This is a genomic window from Gammaproteobacteria bacterium, assembly GCA_015709615.1.
GTDB lineage: Bacteria > Pseudomonadota > Gammaproteobacteria > Burkholderiales > Nitrosomonadaceae > Nitrosomonas.
In genome coordinates this window covers 1,798,394-1,815,979 of record CP054179.1, presented here as the reverse complement: position 1 = coordinate 1,815,979, position 17,586 = coordinate 1,798,394, and the positions used below count along the sequence as shown (strand labels likewise).

At 51.2% G+C, this 17,586-nt stretch carries 17 protein-coding genes and 1 pseudogene; 12 read left to right on the top strand and 6 right to left on the bottom strand.

Annotated elements, in window-relative coordinates:
- Window positions 1-98 precede the first annotated feature (98 nt).
- Window positions 99-1,505: a Fic family protein gene (locus HRU77_08840; GenBank protein QOJ20793.1), complete on the top strand. Its 1,407-nt coding sequence runs from the start codon at window positions 99-101 to the stop codon at window positions 1,503-1,505.
- A gap of 66 nt (window positions 1,506-1,571) precedes the next feature.
- Window positions 1,572-2,630 (top strand): PD40 domain-containing protein, encoded by a 1,059-nt coding sequence (locus tag HRU77_08835; protein QOJ20792.1) that lies wholly within the window; start codon window positions 1,572-1,574, stop codon window positions 2,628-2,630.
- A 70-nt stretch (window positions 2,631-2,700) separates the two neighbouring features.
- On the opposite strand, the gene typA is transcribed toward HRU77_08835, so the two are convergent.
- Window positions 2,701-4,515: a translational GTPase TypA gene (gene typA / locus HRU77_08830; GenBank protein QOJ20791.1), complete on the bottom strand. Its 1,815-nt coding sequence runs from the start codon at window positions 4,513-4,515 to the stop codon at window positions 2,701-2,703.
- A 120-nt stretch (window positions 4,516-4,635) separates the two neighbouring features.
- On the opposite strand from typA, the gene HRU77_08825 reads away from it, so the two are divergent.
- Window positions 4,636-5,619 (top strand): ornithine cyclodeaminase family protein, encoded by a 984-nt coding sequence (locus HRU77_08825; protein ID QOJ20790.1) that lies wholly within the window; start codon window positions 4,636-4,638, stop codon window positions 5,617-5,619.
- A 31-nt stretch (window positions 5,620-5,650) separates the two neighbouring features.
- On the opposite strand, the pseudogene HRU77_08820 reads toward HRU77_08825, so the two are convergent.
- The 4 genes and pseudogenes from HRU77_08820 to HRU77_08805 form a co-directional block, all read right to left on the bottom strand.
- Window positions 5,651-6,805 (bottom strand): annotated as a pseudogene (locus tag HRU77_08820) (HAMP domain-containing protein).
- 470 nt (window positions 6,806-7,275) lie between these two features.
- On the bottom strand, window positions 7,276-8,088 hold the full coding sequence (locus HRU77_08815; GenBank protein ID QOJ20789.1) for a transposase family protein: 813 nt from the start codon (window positions 8,086-8,088) through the stop codon (window positions 7,276-7,278).
- A gap of 42 nt (window positions 8,089-8,130) precedes the next feature.
- Window positions 8,131-8,640: a nitrate- and nitrite sensing domain-containing protein gene (locus HRU77_08810; protein QOJ20788.1), complete on the bottom strand. Its 510-nt coding sequence runs from the start codon at window positions 8,638-8,640 to the stop codon at window positions 8,131-8,133.
- A 473-nt stretch (window positions 8,641-9,113) separates the two neighbouring features.
- A complete protein-coding gene (locus HRU77_08805) occupies window positions 9,114-9,302 on the bottom strand; it encodes a hypothetical protein (protein ID QOJ20787.1) in 189 nt (62 codons plus the stop codon).
- Window positions 9,303-9,445: 143 nt separating this feature from the next.
- On the opposite strand from HRU77_08805, the gene HRU77_08800 reads away from it, so the two are divergent.
- The 5 genes from HRU77_08800 to HRU77_08780 all read left to right on the top strand — a co-directional run bounded on the left by HRU77_08800 (window position 9,446) and on the right by HRU77_08780 (window position 13,568).
- Window positions 9,446-9,769 carry a divalent-cation tolerance protein CutA gene (locus tag HRU77_08800; protein ID QOJ20786.1) on the top strand — a complete coding sequence of 108 codons (324 nt, stop codon included), beginning with the start codon at window positions 9,446-9,448 and terminating at the stop codon, window positions 9,767-9,769.
- 16 nt (window positions 9,770-9,785) lie between these two features.
- On the top strand, window positions 9,786-11,726 hold the full coding sequence (gene dsbD, locus HRU77_08795) for a protein-disulfide reductase DsbD (protein ID QOJ20785.1): 1,941 nt from the start codon (window positions 9,786-9,788) through the stop codon (window positions 11,724-11,726).
- A 156-nt stretch (window positions 11,727-11,882) separates the two neighbouring features.
- Window positions 11,883-12,464 (top strand): TlpA family protein disulfide reductase, encoded by a 582-nt coding sequence (locus HRU77_08790; protein QOJ20784.1) that lies wholly within the window; start codon window positions 11,883-11,885, stop codon window positions 12,462-12,464.
- 268 nt (window positions 12,465-12,732) lie between these two features.
- A complete protein-coding gene (locus HRU77_08785) occupies window positions 12,733-13,065 on the top strand; it encodes a BON domain-containing protein (GenBank protein ID QOJ20783.1) in 333 nt (110 codons plus the stop codon).
- 119 nt (window positions 13,066-13,184) lie between these two features.
- On the top strand, window positions 13,185-13,568 hold the full coding sequence (locus tag HRU77_08780) for a DUF2784 domain-containing protein (protein ID QOJ20782.1): 384 nt from the start codon (window positions 13,185-13,187) through the stop codon (window positions 13,566-13,568).
- Here HRU77_08780 and ttcA read toward each other — a convergent pair.
- Entirely contained in the window at window positions 13,557-14,465 is a 909-nt protein-coding gene (gene ttcA / locus HRU77_08775) for a tRNA 2-thiocytidine(32) synthetase TtcA (GenBank protein ID QOJ20781.1), read from the bottom strand. The genes HRU77_08780 and ttcA overlap by 12 nt on opposite strands.
- Window positions 14,466-14,624: 159 nt before the next feature.
- On the opposite strand from ttcA, the gene HRU77_08770 reads away from it, so the two are divergent.
- The 4 genes from HRU77_08770 to HRU77_08755 all read left to right on the top strand — a co-directional run bounded on the left by HRU77_08770 (window position 14,625) and on the right by HRU77_08755 (window position 17,552).
- Window positions 14,625-15,077: a cupredoxin domain-containing protein gene (locus HRU77_08770; GenBank protein QOJ20780.1), complete on the top strand. Its 453-nt coding sequence runs from the start codon at window positions 14,625-14,627 to the stop codon at window positions 15,075-15,077.
- Window positions 15,074-15,598, top strand: coding sequence for a DUF411 domain-containing protein (locus tag HRU77_08765; GenBank protein QOJ20779.1), 525 nt, complete (start codon window positions 15,074-15,076; stop codon window positions 15,596-15,598). Before HRU77_08770 ends, HRU77_08765 begins: the two co-directional genes overlap by 4 nt.
- A gap of 13 nt (window positions 15,599-15,611) precedes the next feature.
- Window positions 15,612-16,079 carry a cytochrome c gene (locus HRU77_08760; GenBank protein ID QOJ20778.1) on the top strand — a complete coding sequence of 156 codons (468 nt, stop codon included), beginning with the start codon at window positions 15,612-15,614 and terminating at the stop codon, window positions 16,077-16,079.
- Window positions 16,080-16,463: 384 nt separating this feature from the next.
- Complete coding sequence (locus HRU77_08755; GenBank protein QOJ20777.1) at window positions 16,464-17,552, top strand: calcium-binding protein; 1,089 nt, start codon at window positions 16,464-16,466, stop codon at window positions 17,550-17,552.
- Window positions 17,553-17,586: the final 34 nt, after the last annotated feature.

The following is a 17,586-nucleotide window of genomic DNA, read 5'->3' as shown; positions in this document are numbered from 1 at the left end:
TCTATTCATATCTTTATTGACGCAAATTTTGACAAATCGCGCCAATAAAGATAATCTTTTGGCGCAATAATCTTTCTATCGCGCCAAATAATTTTGTTATGCCTAAAAAACTGCCCGATGATCTGAGCGAGCGGATCGAGGCCGAGATTGTTCGGTACGTCGAAGGTGTCGGTATTGACGAGCTGCATGCGGCATTGGCGCAGATAATCAGCCGCCGCACGTTGCAGCGCCGTCTTGCAAACCTGATTGAACAGAAGCGAGTGTTTACCTTCGGTAAAGGTCCCGGGCTACGTTATCGCCAATCCCAAATAATCGACGCCCGGATGCATGAACCGGCTTTAGCCGCTAACTCGCCGAGTACTGAAGTTGATATCCCGATATCGCCGGAAGGGGAAGAAATCCGGCGCTATGTGCGTCAATCCCGGCAACAGCGGGCGCCGGTCAGTTACAAGCAGTCTTTCCTGGAGCAATATACTCCGAACAGTACGACCTATCTTCCAGAATCTCTACGTACGCAATTGCACAACCTCGGTCGTCCGGGCGTATCGGCTGTTGAAGATGCCCCAGCGGGTACCTTTGCCCGTGACATTCTCAATCGCTTGTTGATCGATCTTTCCTGGGCTTCATCGCAACTGGAAGGCAACACTTATTCACGGCTGGATACCGAACGCCTTATCGAATACGGGCAAGCCGCTGCGGGAAAGGATGCGCTGGAAACCCAGATGATCCTCAACCATAAAGCGGCGATTGAATATTTGGTACGTGATACCGAGCATGTGGGTGTTAATCCTGAAACCGTGATTGCGTTGCATGCCTTTTTGTCGGATGGTCTGATGCCCGACCCGGCTACTTGCGGCCGTTTGCGTAACCGGCCGGTCGAAATCGGCGGCAGTGTCTATTTGCCGGTTGCCTTGCCGCAGCGTATCGAAGAGTTGTTCGGTGTCATTATCGAGATGGCGGGTGAAATTCTCGATCCCTTTGAGCAGGCTTTCTTTCTGATGGTGCATCTGCCCTACCTGCAACCGTTCGAGGACGTCAATAAACGCGTTTCCCGGCTGGCCGCGAATATTCCTTTTATCCGGTACAATCTTTCGCCGCTGTCTTTCATCGACGTTGCTGCAAAGGATTATATTGAAGCCCTGCTCGGTGTCTATGAACTTAATCGCGTGGAATTGCTACGTGACATCTTTGTGCGTGCCTATGAACGTTCCTGCCAGCAATACGTCGCCGTGCGGCAGCAGTTAATCCCGCCGGATGCCGTGCGTCTGCGCTATCGTACCCAATTGTCAGCGCTAGTCGCGGCCATTGTTCGTAGCGGCGTTAAAGCCGACTTAGCAGTGATCCGCGCCCAAGTGCCCGATACCGTGGCCGAGGCTGATCGTGAGCGTTTTGTCGCGCTGGTGATGGAGGAATTTCAGAATCTGCATTCCGGTAATGTCATTCGATTCGGTCTGCGTGCATTGGAATTTGTGGCATGGCAGGAAAAAAATACCAGCAAAAATTGAATTGCAACTCAAGACACACCAGCCTATTCTTGTGAAAAAATATTTGCTGAAACAGGAGATCAATTAATGAAAAAGAATTTTTTTATGCCAAAACTATATTCCATCCCACTAGTGCTCATCCTGGCGCAGGGTGTTTCCCACGCCATGCCCGGCATGCACGATTCCGGCAGCGGTGCGGCGACGGAGCATCCGCGGGTGTCGAACAGCATCGGCGGGAAAATCAATACGTCTGGGTCGGAGATGGAGATTACTTATAGCGCCGACGGCAAGACGGCGATTTTTGTGTCGACGCGCGAGGGTAGTGTTCAGTCGCCCGGCGGTCATTACAGTTTCGATATCTGGATGTCGCATCGGGTCGATGGCGAGTGGCAGGAGCCAGTTCATTTGGGGCCGGGAATCGATCCGAAGGTGGGGCCGAACATCAATACCGCGGCGTGGGAGCTGGAGCCGAGTTTTTCCGACGACGGCAATGTGATTTATTTCACCCGCTACGAGCCGGGCAATATGCTGTCCGGCGATTTGTACGTGGTGCAGAAAGTCGATGGCGTGTGGCAATCGGCCAGAAACTGGAACGATGTACCGGAATTGCCGAGCCTCAATACGTCGACAGGCGAGGAACATTGTCCGATCATCGCGTCCGATAGCCTGATTTATTTCAGTTATCACCAGCCGGGCGTGACGCAGGACAGCGATATCTGGAAGGTCGAGAAGAAAGACGGTGTGTGGCAGAAGCCTGAGAGCCTGGGGCCGAAGATCAATTCACCGCAGCGCGACCATATGCATTGGACGGGGTTATCGAAGGACGGTAAAAGTCTGATCATCACCAGCATGCGCACCGATTTGGGTTCGCGTGGCGGTCATGACGAGTGGATTGCCCGGCAAAATGCCAATGGTGAATGGCAGGAGCCAGTGAATCTCGGTGATGCGGTCAACACCGGCGGCGAGGATATGTGCTGGACGTTCACGCCGGACGGCAAGCAATTCACCGGCAGCTGGGGGCCACACGGCACGTACGACATGGATCTCCGCTCGATTAATAAAAGCGATGTGCCGCTGCTGAGGGACTTTGAGCCGATCGGCCCGCCGCCCAATTTGCTGAAAAGCGGTGCAACTAAAGCGAACTGATTGATTGTTGTAACGGAAAGAATGGAATGCGCCGGTGTGATTAAGACCGGCGCGTTGTTTAGATCAGCTATTACGCAGCCGCGCGTGAAGCACGTTTGCGTTCATGCTCGAGCAAGAAGCGTTTACGGATGCGAATCGTTTGCGGCGTGATTTCCACCAACTCGTCGTCGGCGATGAATTCAATCGCGGATTCCAAGGTCAGTTGAATCGGCGGGATTAACGTCACGGCTTCGTCGGTGCCGGATGCGCGGATATTGGTCAGTTGCTTGCCTTTGATCGGATTGACCACCAAGTCGTTATCGCGGGTGTGAATGCCGATCACCATGCCTTCGTACAGGCGGTCGCCGGGGCTGACGAACATGCGGCCGCGGTCTTGCAGTTTCCATAACGCATAGGCGACGGCTTCCCCCAGTTCAGCGGAAATCAGCACGCCGTTTCTGCGCGGCGGGATTTCCGGGCGCATCGGGGCGAATTCGTCAAACACATGGCTCATTAATCCGGTGCCGCGTGTCATGGTCATGAATTCGGATTGAAAACCGATCAGACCGCGCGCCGGAATACGGTAATCCAGCCGTACGCGGCCTTTGGCATCCGACACCATATCTTGCAAATCGCCGCGGCGTGCACCCAGGGCTTCCATCACCGCACCTTGATTGGCTTCGTCCACATCGACGGTGAGCATTTCAAACGGCTCGCATTTGACGCCGTCGATCTCGCGGATCACCACGTGCGGGCGGGATACTGCCAGCTCGTAGCCTTCGCGGCGCATATTTTCCAGCAGAATGGTCAGGTGCAATTCACCGCGTCCGGAAATCAGGAACGAATCGGTCTCGTTGGTTTCTTCCATGCGCAGCGCGACATTGGTCAGCAATTCTTTTTCCAGACGTTCGCGCAATTGGCGGCTGGTGACGAATTTGCCTTCCTGGCCGGCGAATGGTGACGTGTTGACCTGGAACGTCATGGTCAGGGTTGGTTCATCAACAGCGAGAACCGGCAGCGCTTCGGGTTTGTCGACATCGGCCAGTGTGGCGCCGATACTGAGTTCGTCCACGCCGTTGATCAGCACGATGTCACCGGCCAAGGCTTCTTTCATTTGCACCCGTTCCAGACCCTGGAAACCGAGCACCTGATTGACTTTGGCTTTTTTCGGCGGCTTATCGCCCATCAATACCATGACTTCCTGGCTAGGTCTGAGTTTGCCGCGGCGGATACGGCCAATGCCGATACGGCCGACGAAACTGGAATAATCCAGCGCGCTGATTTGCAGTTGCAACGGTTCATCGGGATTTTCTTCGGGAGCAGGGACGTATTTGAGGATGGTGTCAAACAACGGACGCATGTCCGTGCTGGGTTTTTCAATATTCAGCGTGGCAAAACCGTTCAACGCCGAAGCATACACGACCGGGAAATCAAGTTGCTCGTCGCTGGCGCCCAATTTGTCGAACAAATCGAATGTTTGATCGACCACCCAATCGGCACGCGCGCCGGGCCGGTCGATCTTGTTGATCACGACAATCGGACGCAATCCCAACGCCAGCGCCTTTTTGGTGACAAAACGGGTTTGCGGCATCGGACCTTCGACGGCATCGACCAGCAGCAACACACCGTCGACCATCGACAACACGCGTTCCACTTCGCCGCCGAAATCCGCGTGACCGGGGGTATCGACGATATTGATATGAACCCCTTCGTAGTCGATGGCGCAATTCTTGGCTAAAATGGTGATGCCGCGTTCGCGCTCAATATCGTTGGAATCCATCACGCGTTCGGAGATTTGCTGGTGCGCCGCGAAGGTGCCGGCTTGGTGCAGCAGTTTGTCAACCATCGTGGTTTTGCCGTGGTCGACGTGCGCGATGATAGCGATATTGCGGATTGGACGAGACATAAAATAATTCCTCAAAAATAAGCTGTTAGTTGATGCGGCGGGGGCGGTATTATAGCAGCCATAGAGAAAATATGGCTAATTTTCCATTAACTTAAATAGAAGCATCAAAGACAATATTCCATGCGGCAAAGTTCTGGCATCCGGTATTTATCTTGGGATTTATTGCAATCCCTGCAATTGGCGCCGCAGGAAATTGCACTCAGCATCGAGCATTTGCTGCTCGGCCGTAAACGGCAACAAGTCTGGAATGCGCCCAAAGCCGTGATCACGCCGCCGGACGGCCGCTACATGATGGCCACGCTGGCGGCTGCCGACGATCCGCCGTTTCTGGCCGTCAAAGCCTTGGTGCTGAATCCGGATAATCCAAAACGCGGCTTGGCCAGCATCAACGCGCTGGTTACTTTGCTCGATAGCCGCAGCGGATTGCCGCTGGCGGTGCTCGACGGCAACTGGGTGACGGCGGTGCGTACTGCCGGATTGAGTGCCGTTGCGGCCAAGCGGCTGGCACGGCCGGATGCTTCCGTTGCTGCATTTATCGGTTGCGGCGTGCAAGCGCATAGCCATTTGCAGGCGCTGGCTGCGTTGTTTCCGCTCACAGAGATTCGCGCGTTTGGGCGCGGGACAATGAGCCGGGATACGTTCTGCCACAGCGCGGAAAAAATGGGACTGACGGCGGTTGCCAGCGAAACTGCGCGAGAAGCGATGCATGATGCGGATTTGATTGTCACATCGGTAACCTTATCGCCGCAACTCGTTCCTTTTCTGGATGCGCGCTGGCTGAAACTCGGTGTTTTTGTCACCATGACGGATCTGGCCGCGCCGTGGCTGCAAGAAAGCATGGTGGCGTTTGACCGGATTATCGTCGATGACCTGGAACAGGAAGCCAGCATGGACAAACCGCTGGTCGATCCGGCGCTGGTGCGCGGCGATCTGACCGGATTGGTGACCGGCGATGCAGCTGGGCGCTGCACTACGGACGAGCGCACGGCATTTGTGTTCCGGGGGCTGGCGCTGGGGGATCTGGCGGTAGCCGGGCTGGCTTACCAGCGTGCCTGCGAACGTTCGCAAGGCGCGCTGGTTGGTGATCAAGAAATAACAGATTGATCGAGCAGATCAACCTGCGGTTGCCGGGATTTTAGAATTCTTCCCAGTCTTCACCGCCGCCGGCTGCAACCTTGCGCGGTTGGGCCGGTGGCATTGTTACAGATGCCGCTGCTACGTTAGGCTTCACGACTATTTTTCTGGTGGCAGGCCCGCGTTTGGGTAGTTTGGCAGGTGTCGGCCGGTTACTGCTTTTAACCGCCACAGGCGCTCCTTGACCTCCCGATAGTTTGAAGGTGCTGATTGCCTGCGTTAAGGCTTGCGCTTGTTCCTGCATGGATTCCGCCGCCGCCGCCGCTTCTTCCACCAACGCGGCATTCTGTTGCGTCACCTCGTCCATCTGCGTCACCGCTTGGTTGACTTGCTCAATGCCGGAGCTTTGTTCTTGCGATGCCGCCGAGATCTCGCTCATGATGTCCGTGACCCGTTTCACCGCATTGACGATCTCGTCCATGGTCGCACCCGCTTCGTCCACCAGGCGCGTGCCGTCTTCCACTTTCGCCACTGAGTCGCTGATCAGCTCTTTGATCTCCTTCGCCGCTGCTGCCGAGCGTTGTGCTAGCGTGCGTACTTCCGTCGCCACCACCGCGAATCCGCGCCCTTGTTCTCCGGCGCGGGCTGCTTCAACCGCGGCATTGAGCGCCAGGATGTTGGTTTGGAAGGCTATGCCGTCGATCACGCTGATGATGTCGACAATTTTTTTCGAGCTTTCATTGATCGAGCTCATGGTTTGCACCACTTGTCCGACCACTGCGCCGCCTTTCATCGCAACGTCGGATGCGCCCGCAGCCAGTTGATTCGCCTGACGCGCATTATCCGCATTCTGCTTGACGGTCGATGTCAGTTCTTCCATCGACGACGCCGTTTCCTCCAAGCTGGATGCCTGTTCTTCCGTGCGTTGGCTCAAATCCGAGTTACCCGATGCAATTTCTCCCGATGCCGTTGTGATCTGGTCGGTTCCCGAGCGGACTTTAGCGACCAGGTCGACCAAATTTTCGTTCATCGTTTTCAGCGCTTGCAGCAGGCGGCCGGTTTCATTTGTTGAAGTAACCTCAATTTGCTTGGTGAGATCGCCGGTTGCTATGGCATTGGCGATATTGATCGCTTCCTGCATCGGTTGTGTGATGCTGCGTACGATGAAGGTAGCGAACATAATGGTCAAAGCCAGCACGACCGCCAGTACGCCGATCATAAAATATACCGTCTGTTGCAATTCTTTCTGGCGGATTTGCAGTGCTTGCACCAGATTGTCGGCAGCAATGGAATTGTAAGCATAGATACTGTCGATGGTACGCGTGTACTCGGCAAAGTATTCATTGGAAGGGAGTTTTAATTCCTTTGCCTGAATCAATTCCTGATTGGTCATGAGCAACGTTTTATCGATCACCGCTTTTACTTCATTGCCTTTTGCTTCCAGAGCAGCTTTCATTTTGGGATCGGATTGGGTCGATTTCTCGATATTGCGCATAAAGTCAAAAAAGAACATATTGACATTGCCCAGCAGGCCTGACAATTTGGCGCGTCCTTCATCGGTCAAATTTCCTGAAGCCAGAAAACCCGAGCCAAGCGCGCGCATTTGTCCCATGTTTTCAGCTAACTTGGGCGCATTTACCATGGTTGCGGTCATCAGATAATAAGTGCCTTTAACTGTAAGAAATCTCAGGGTTGTTTACAGAGAGGTTGATTGAAATAAGCGTTGAGTATTTCATAAGGGGTTGCGTTATACAAACTCTTATGGGGTTTGACGGTGTTGTAGAAGTTAATGAAACGGACAAGTTGAATACGTCGGTCAGCAGTGTCTTTAAAACAGAATTTGTTGTGCCACATGTCCATGAGCGTGCGGATCACGCGCTCAGCTTTCCCGTTGGTTTGAGGACGATTGACACGAGTAAACTTCTGACCGATACCGTGTTGCCTGCAAGCTTTGACAAAAGCATGATCGTCAGTTCCTTTAAATTCCGTGCCGTTATCGGAATAAGTGCAATCGATTTGATAAGGACATTGGGCAACAGTAGCGATGAGAAAGCAAGCGGCGCTGTATTGAGTTTTATCGGGGAAGATATCGGCATATAATTCCCTGGAGAAATCATCGATGGCCACAAACAGGTACTCGCGAGGTTCATTGGCAGACTGTCCTTTCAATAATGGAAGCCGCTTGGTATCGAGGTGAACGAGCTCGCCCGGATAAGATTTGTTATAGCGCTTCGCTTCACGCTTGAGACGTTCCTGGATGGTTTGCTCTACTTTAGCCAAACGTTTGAGGCCATACTGCAGTGTCTTGAAGCGCTGATTGGTACTGCTACGCGGAGTAAATTCCTGGAGTCTGGCTCGTTTCAGTACGTCATAAATCGTTGGCCGGCTGACGTGAAAGTATTCTGCCAGCTGAACTACCTTCCACAGCCGGGTTTGATACAGCCGCCAGATTTCCTGACGATCCAATAATGTTAAACGAGTGCGTTTGTGTATGTTCATCTACAGTATTCTCCTGAATACTGTAAACAACGCTAGAAATTCTTACACTTTAACGGAATCAATCACGAGATCCGATTCATCCAATAATTCTTCGCTAAGAAACAGAAGATCCGCAATCAGTTTAGTATGTTGCGCGGCACTTTCCGGGGATTTGAGCCGGCGTGCCAGAACAGCTTGCTCAATTTCAATAATGCGTTGTTTTTGCGCGGACCAGAGTGACACGGCTTTCGCGGACATTTCCGCTTCTTTCAACTTGGCGTCAACTGCTTCGATTGTATTATTCAAATCACGCTGGATTTCGGATAAACGGCCAGCCAATGATTCATTACCGCCCAGTAACGCAGCAGATACGCCGCGATGTTGTTGAACATATTGCACGGTTTTCTGTAAAGCGATGATCGGTCCTGTACCGGCTACTTCACGTTTTGTGGTATCGAGTTCAGCGATCACTGAATTAATGTAAAACGTCGTCGGCACTGCCGCTATCAGTAATAAAAATACAGTCAGGATAGTGAGCTTCTGTGACATATACATGCGATTTAACAGCATCATAGTACTTCTCCTTTGTCGATAAGTTATTCTTATTCGATGGCTTGATAACAAGCCGCTGAAATAGATGGTTAAATAATTTCTTATAAAAGGTAATAAAGAGACTTTTTTGTGTAAGAACTCAGGTTGATTTGCAGGGAGTGTTTTACGGAAGGCAGGAACAACTCTTTAGGGTCTTGTGCAAAAACTGCTTTTTAGCGCCAGTTTTTTGCAACGATGGATGCAGTTTAACTGCGAGCAATTGGTGGGACAGGCACAGAGTTCACGTGCAACCTGGCGACAAAGATTGCGCGAATTTATCGGGATCTTTTTTGGGGGATTGTTTATTTGTTTTTGGGAAGATCTGGAAAACTACCGCGCCCAGTCAAGCTGCACTGCAATCAGACTGGAAATGTCCATTGCTCATTCGGAAAATGCGCTTTCCCGCCGGATTTCGCCTGGTCTGATTGCCGCGTGCCACTTTTTCGGAGCTTCCTTTACTTTTCCGCTCCCGACATCAGAAACTTGACGAGTAAAGCAAAAATGAACGGAACCGTGCTGAGCGCGGTTACCATATAGTGCTCAGCAGTAAACTGATCGCCTTCATCCATAATGATGTAGCCGAAAAATATCGTGACCGGGGTAATGATCGATAGTGCAATGACTAAATTGAATAGCCCTTTCATTTTTTATATCCTTTCGCTGAATTTTTTCAAAGTATATGCTGGTTGGCGCGGCCTGCCCAGCCTGTCAAAGTTAAAAATCATATCTGTCCAATCAGTCCTTAAGCAAGGTAAAATTAGCCGTTTCGTATCAACTGATAGCCCGGATGGAAGCGGTACTGATCATCTCCAATTTTCCTGACGAAAAGTCAGCCAAGCAATTGGCGCAAGCATTAATTCATCAGCGTCTGGCTGCGTGTGTCAATGTGCTGAGTCCATGCGCTTCAGTTTATCGCTGGCAAGGCGAAATTGAATCGGCCGAGGAAATTCCGGTTTTGATCAAAACCCTGCGACTGCACTACGGCCGGGTTGAACAGTTGATCAAGTTAATGCATCCTTATGAACTTCCTGAAGTGATTATGGTTCCTATAACCGGCGGACTGCCTAATTATTTGCAGTGGATCGCCGCTGAAACACCGCTATCCGATTAAACAATACCGAATACCGATGCGATTAATCCAATTTTTGTTACTGATGTTATGTTTAGCCAGTACTCAGGTTTATGCCGAGGGAGGCAATTCTTTTAGCTTATTCCAGAAGTTGCAGGGGCTGGGCATCAAGCTGGGCCAGGGCAATGCGCAAGAGCTTTTACCGCCGGATGAGGCATTCAAGCTGTCGGTGGAAGTGCGCGACGGCAATACGCTGATTGCGAACCTGACACCGGCCAAGGATTATTATTTATACCGCGACAAAATCGCGTTTGAGCCGAAACAAGACGGCATGACGATTGAAAAAGTCACGCTGCCGCCGGGTAAAATGAAAGAAGATGCGACCTTTGGCCAGACAGAAGTTTATTACAGTCCGGTGCAAGCCGTCATTTCGCTGAAACGCGAAGATGCCGCCAGCGAGCAACCGCTGACGCTGGCGGCATCTTATCAGGGCTGCAATGAGCCGGTTGGCGTATGTTATGCGCCGATTCATAAGGCCATCGATCTGACCTTGCCGGCAGTGAAAGCTGTTGTGGGCGCAGTTGCCGAAGCTATGAGCAGTCCGGCGGTGGCGGCAAAAGCGGGTGATGCTGCGGCGGAATTGTTTCAAATGCAATCCAAAGCGCCGGCCATAGAAACCGAGTCATACAAAATCGACCAGATGTTTCAAAGCGGTGATTTCTGGCTGATTCTGACCGGTTTCTTCGGTATCGGTCTGCTGCTGGCGTTTACGCCCTGCGTGTTTCCGATGTTTCCGATTTTGTCCGGGATTATCGCCAATCGCGGTAAGCATGTGACCAAGCGCCACGGATTTATCCTGGCGCTGGCGTACGTGCTGGGAATGGCGATCACATACGCCATTGCCGGTGTGGCAGCGGGGTTATCCGGCGCGATGTTGTCGGCGGCGCTGCAAAATGCCTGGGTGCTGGGTACGTTTGCCGTGATCTTTGTGTTGTTGTCGTTTTCCATGTTCGGTTTTTATGAACTGCAATTGCCCGGCACTTTGCAGACCAAGCTTTCCGAGGAAGCCGGGCAGCTCAAAGGCGGCCATTTAACCAGTGTTTTTGGCATGGGCGCATTGTCGGCGCTGATCGTCGGACCTTGCGTCGCGGCACCGCTGGCGGGCGCTTTGTTGTATATCAGCCAGACGCGCGATGTGATCCTGGGCGGTTCGGCGTTGTTCGTCATGGCGTTGGGCATGGGTGTGCCGTTATTGCTGCTGGGTGCATCGGCCGGCGCGTTATTGCCGAGAGCCGGCGCCTGGATGGAGTCTATCAAACGGTTTTTTGGCGCGTTACTGCTGGCTGTGGCAATTTGGATCATCTCTCCGGTGATTAACGACGTGGTACATATGCTGTTGTGGGCTGCCTTGCTGATCATTTCCGCCATTTATTTGCATGCCATCGATCCGTTGCCGGAGCGCGCTTCGGGTCTGCAGAAATTTCTTAAGGGCATCGGCGTAATCGCATTTTTGGTCGGTGTCGCCATGCTGATCGGTGTTTTATCCGGCAGCCGCGATGTGTTGCAGCCGCTGTCAAAGCTCGGCCTGGCCGCAACGAATAGCGCCAATGGTAATGAAGCGGTTGCTTCCGGTTATTCCGTCTTGCCTTTTCAGCGGGTAAAAACGGTTGCGGAATTGGATGAACAAATCCGTCAATCCAAAGGCAAGCCTATCATGGTCAAATTTCATGCCGACTGGTGTGTTTCCTGTAAGGAAATGGATCGCTTTACCTTGTCCGATGCCAAAGTGCAAGCGCGTTTGCAGGATGCTGTGTTACTGCAAATCGATGTCACCGGCGGCACGCCGGATGATGCGGCTTTGCTGAAACGGTTCAAACTGTTCGGGCCGCCCGGTATCTTGTTCATCGATCGTCAGGGTAACGATATTCCGGATATCAAAGTGATTGGTTTCTTGAATAAAAATGATTTCTTAACGGTGCTGAACGCTGTTTTGATCTAGGCGTGCGAAACCCCGCAGTAAGTTTATTCAGGCTGAGAAATTATCTATGGAAGTGAAGCGGCGATGCCAAAATCCAAACTTTTAGCGCTGTATTTGCGCGCATTAAAACCCCACAGCAAGTACCTTCAAGCTGGAAAATTATCAAAGGAAGTCGTAATGTCAAAACTTAAGCAGATTTTTTTGTATGTTTGTGTCGCGGTATTTGCACTGGGAGCAGGTTCCTATCTGCGTTCCATGCTGACCGAAGCGCAACAAACGCGATTATCCGGTGAAGAAAGCCAACAAGGTGCAAAGGCGATTCTTGAAGCCAATTTGCCGGATATTCACGGAGAAAATCAGGCGGTTTCGCAATGGCTCGGGAAGGTTATGGTGGTGAATTTCTGGGCTACCTGGTGTACACCTTGCCAAGAGGAAATACCGGAGTTTATTGAAGCGCAGGAAAAATTCCGCGAGCAGGGATTGCTGTTTGTCGGCATTGCGCTGGATCAGGCCGACTTGGTCAAAAAGTTCAGTAACGAATTCGGCATTAATTATCCGGTGCTGGTCGGTGGCTTAAACTCTTGGACGCTGGCGCAAGCGGCCGGCAATCGCCTGTCTGTTCTGCCGTATACCGTGGTTATCAACCGTTCCGGCGAAATCGTCGAAACCTATGTCGGCCGCGTTAATCGGAAAAAACTGGAGAAATTGGTGGTTCCGCTGCTGAAGGAAAACCCGCAGGCGCCGGAAAAAGCCGGTTGATCAACACACGCCGCTAAATAGACGATTGCGGCGCACGATAATCATGTAATATTAACCGCAGGAATGGAATGCTTTATTCACTTGGTATGCATGCGAGCTACTCTGTCCACATAAATACCTCGCATTCTGATTTTTGCGGATACTTACCGGGAAATTCAATAAAACTGTTCATTCAGGATTGAATAAAGTACGGAAGGCAGTAACGCAAGGGTTTTAATCTAAATGTGACGAGGGATATTTTCCAATAATCATTTAGGAGAACCTCATTATGGGACAGCTTGATTGCACACGCCGTTTCTTTGTTTTCTTCTTAGTCACGCAAATCGCTTTTTTCCCGGGCTGCGCTACAGGCAAGTATGAGGGAAGCAGGGAGCAGTACGACGATATCGTCATTACAACCAAAGTTCATGAAGCCATTATCGATGAACCTTCCCTGCGGCCTTTCGAAATCAATGTCAGAACCGTAAAAGGTGTGGTCGAGCTCAGCGGTACTGTCAATTCACGGGATGATATCGATAAAGCGCTGGCGGTTGCACGCGGCGTCAGTGGCATAAGGTTTATCAAGAATGACATGCGAACGCTGGGAACCGGCGATTATTAGTTGTTGGTGCGAGTGAATTGCAAGTTGGGCTATTCGACACTGCTTGCAATTCATTTTTCCCGAGCGGTGCGATGAGCGTGTATCGATAACCGTCAATGTAAGGAATCGCAGAATTCAATATGCCGCTGGCCGACATCGTATTGCTGATTCATTTTCTGTATGTGGTGTTTGTCGTCGGCAGTCTGCCGGTCATTTGGCTGGGGGCATGGCTAAAACGGGGGTTTGTCAGAAACCCGTGGTTTCGCTATTTGCATCTTGCTGCAATTTTATTCGTTGTGGTCGAATCGCTGATGGGCATCGTTTGTCCGCTGACTGTATGGGAAAACGCATTGCGCCAAACCGCGACGGAGGGAAGCTTTATTCAGCACTGGCTGCATCGCATGCTGTTTTATGACGTGCCGGAGTCTGTATTGACTGTGATTTATGGACTGTTTGCCGGTTTGGTCGTGATGACGTTCAAATGGATTCCGCCCGCACGCGGAAATCGCCGGTCAAGATTGTGAAACGAGCGGGCTATCGTCTGTTTCTTCCTTCGCCGGAATCAGCATTTCTTCAATATTGGGCTCAAATGTTTCTTCGTCGAATGCCGTGTCGCCGTCAATGAAGGGCTGGTCTTGCGCCTTCAGATTGAAGAAATCGTAGCGGGAAGTATCGGCTAGATGCGATAGTTGAACGTTCTGTAGGGAACGAAACATGGTTTCCAGTCGGCCGGGAAATTTTTTGTCCCACTGCTGCATCATTTCCTTGATCACTCGGCGTTGCATGTTCGGCTGCGATCCGCACAAGTTGCACGGAATGATCGGAAAATCCGCTAGTGCCGCGTACGCCGCCAAATCTTTTTCCTTACAGTAAGCCAACGGCCGGATGACGATGTGCCTGCCGTCGTCGCTGACCAGTTTGGGCGGCATGGCTTTCAGTTTTCCGCCATAAAACATATTCAGAAACAGGGTTTCGAGAATATCATCGCGGTGATGACCCAATGCGATTTTAGTCGCGCCCAGTTCGCTGGCGACGCGGTAGAGCACACCGCGGCGCAAACGCGAGCAAAGACTGCAAGTGGTTTTTCCATCCGCAATGACACGCTTGACGACACTGTAGGTATCCTGTTCGACGATACGGAAAGGCATGCCGATTTCCGTCAGATAAGCGGGCAGCACCTGTTCGGGAAAACCGGGTTGTTTTTGATCCAGATTGACTGCGATCAGCTCAAATTGCAGTGGCGCGTGCGCTTGCAGGTTGCGCAGAATGTCCAATAAAGCATAGCTGTCCTTACCGCCGGACAGGCAGACCATTATCCGGTCGCCGGCCTCGATCATATTGAAATCGGCGATTGCAGTGCCAACCAGCCGCCGCAAGCGTTTTTGCAGCTTGTTGGCGTTATAGTGTTGTTTCTGATTCATGTTCTATGAAATTTCAGGAGAAGGAAATGATCTTTTTATTCCGGTAAAATGCAGGATACTGACGGTGGAATATTAGACAAAAGAACTGGAACAATTTAGCATAACCGGATTCTAAACAAAGCGGATAAAGAGGTTCGGGAATTATTTCAGGAGAATTCGATGAACGGAATTATACCATTTGTGATCTTGGTCTTGTTTTCAACCAATGGTTTTTCGAGTGCAGGCGATTCCGATTTACCGGCCGGTATCGGCAAACCGGGCGATGCGGGCAAAGTGTCCCGTACCGTCAAGCTGACACAAATGGATAATATGTTTTTGCCGGCTGAAGTTAAGGTAGCGGAAGGTGAAACAATCCGTTTTGTGATTAAAAACGGCGGTAATCACAAGCATGAAATGTTACTGGGAACGATGGCCGAGCTGAAAAAAGTTGCCGAATCACGGCGCAAGTATCCTGACAAGGAGCATTCGGAAGCGCATCTGGTGCAACTGGAGCCGGGCGAGCAAAAAGAGTTGATTTGGCAATTTACGCAAGCAGGAACGATTGATTTTGCTTGCCCGTTGCCGGGTCATTTTAAAAAGATGCATGGAACAATCATTGTGGAGAAAAAATGAAATTACGAATAGGAGCGATATTGGCAGCCGGATTGTTAGGTGTTGCTGCGCAAGCAGCTGCTACAACGACAGTTGACGTTTACAAAAGCCCGACTTGCGGTTGTTGCGCCAAATGGGTCGATCATATGCGCGACCACGGTTTTACCGTAAAAACGCACGATGTCGGCAACAAGGATATCCGCAAAAAATCGGGTATTTCCGAGTCGCTCGGTTCCTGTCATACAGCATTGATCAACGGCTATGCGATTGAAGGACATGTTCCTGCGCCGGACATCATCCGCTTACTGAAAGAAAAACCGAAGGCGGTCGGATTATCCGTTCCTGATATGCCGCATGGAACACCGGGTATGGAAAGCGGCCGGGTCGACCCCTATAACGTTTTGTTGATTACCGAACGGGATCAAGCACGCAAGGATACGACGATTTATCACCGCTACGATCCCCATGCCAAGAAAGCCGTAGAAGCTGAACCGGCTAACCCTGAACCTGAGCAAAACGGCTCCGTAATGCGCCTGAAGTAGTTGTAATTTTCTCATGACAATGCGTGATTTTCTGCTCTGCCTGATTGCAGTTGCGATGCTGGGTTGCGGCAATTCCGGGTTGCCTGGCGCTTCTTCCAAGCAGCATACGATTGATGATAAGACAGGCTCGTTAAAACGGAATTTCGATCAGGCGCAAATCAAGCGCGGTGAGAGCGTTTATAACACGCATTGTATCGGCTGTCATGGAGCGAACGGCGCAGCGACTCCCGAGTGGCGGAAACCCGGCGCGGACGGAAAATATCCGCCGCCGCCCTTGGATAGCACAGCACATGCCTGGCATCATTCGACCGAAGTGTTGAAGAAAACCATACTCAAAGGAACGCCGCCTGAAATAGGTTCCATGCCTGCATGGGAAGGTAAATTAACCGAGCAGCAAGTGGATGACGTGATCGTCTGGATAAAATCGCTCTGGTCGGATGAAATTTATGACGTCTGGTTTAAGAATTTTGAAGGTAAATAGCGACTAGGAAAACGCTGATTAATTGTTTTGGCGGCATCCTTGCTTTCTTGATAGTGCGAATATCAGAAGCGTGCGAGAAATATCGAACTACTTCAGGACTTCTTTGGAGTTGGAAGCTTAGTAAGTCTTGTCTAACATCGAAGGCCGGATGTTGCTGATGGACTATTTTTTACGACACATTAGAGCGGATTGCTCTGGTGCCGCAAAATTAACATCTTCACTGTGCTCCCTTCAATAACAGATACCAATGAATCGCCATTCATTGCGAAAAAACTTCCACCTCATGAAGGTACCGTTTTTCATTTCCGGTTATCTTATCGTGTATCATGTCAGTGGCTTTAATTGATCGATTGCCAGATTTCTGGCGGAAGAAAGGGGGAGAACATGACATTTCACATATTCCATATCAACGAAGTATATTCCAACGCGGCGGGAACTGTTCAGTTCATTGAGTTTAAAGGTGACAGCAATGATCAGGATGAATGGGCCGGGCGCACCATCACCTCGTCGGACGGTGTCACCACGCATACTTTCAATATTCCTACGAACCTCCCGAGCGCGGAGACTCTCAACAAGACAGTGCTGGTCGCGAGCCAGGGATTCGCGGATTTGGGCATCGTAACACCCGATTACATTGTGCCAAACGGCTTTCTGTTCACCGGCGCCGGCACGGTCAATTTTCCCGGGATGATCGGCGGCAAAATCACTTATTCCAGTTTACCGACTGACGGAATCAAGTCGCTGAATCCGGATAGTTCCACCGATATCAATTCTCCGGCGAACTTTGCCGGCAATACTGGTACTGTTCCTCCCAATATATTCTCCGGTACTGATGGTTCTGACAATTTGACCGGCACATCCGGCAATGATTACATTCTCGCTTCAGGCGGAAACGATACGTTGGACGGCTTGGGTGGGAACGATATCCTAGGCGGCGGTTTCGGTATCGATACCGCAATCTTTCACAGTAACCGCGCAAATTACACGGTAAGCGGATCAGGCTCGGGCTTGAGCGTCACCGGAGCGGAAGGCAACGATACGTTAACCGGTATCGAACGCTTTCAATTTGCCGACAAAAAAATCGCCATCGACCTCGGCGCCGGACAATCGGCCGCCAATACCGTCAAGCTCATCGGCGCCGCGTTCGATGCGCCAACCATTCAGGCACATCCGGATTATGTCGGCGTTGGGCTTAATTTGTTCGATTCCGGCCAAAGCATGCTGCAAGTCGCGCAACTCGTCGTCGGCGTATTGGGTAATCCCAGCAACGACGCTTTTGTCGATCGCGTGTACCAGAATGTAGTCGGCAGCGCGCCTTCACCTGCCGATCACAATTTTTACGTAGGATTGCTGACAGGCAGCGGCGGATCAATGACACAAGCGCAACTGCTCGAAATTGCAGCCAATGCGGATGTGAACGCCACGAACATCAACCTAGTCGGATTGCAGCAAACGGGTGTAGAGTTTATTTAGGAAAGCTCTGAGATACTACTGCACTCAGTCGTGC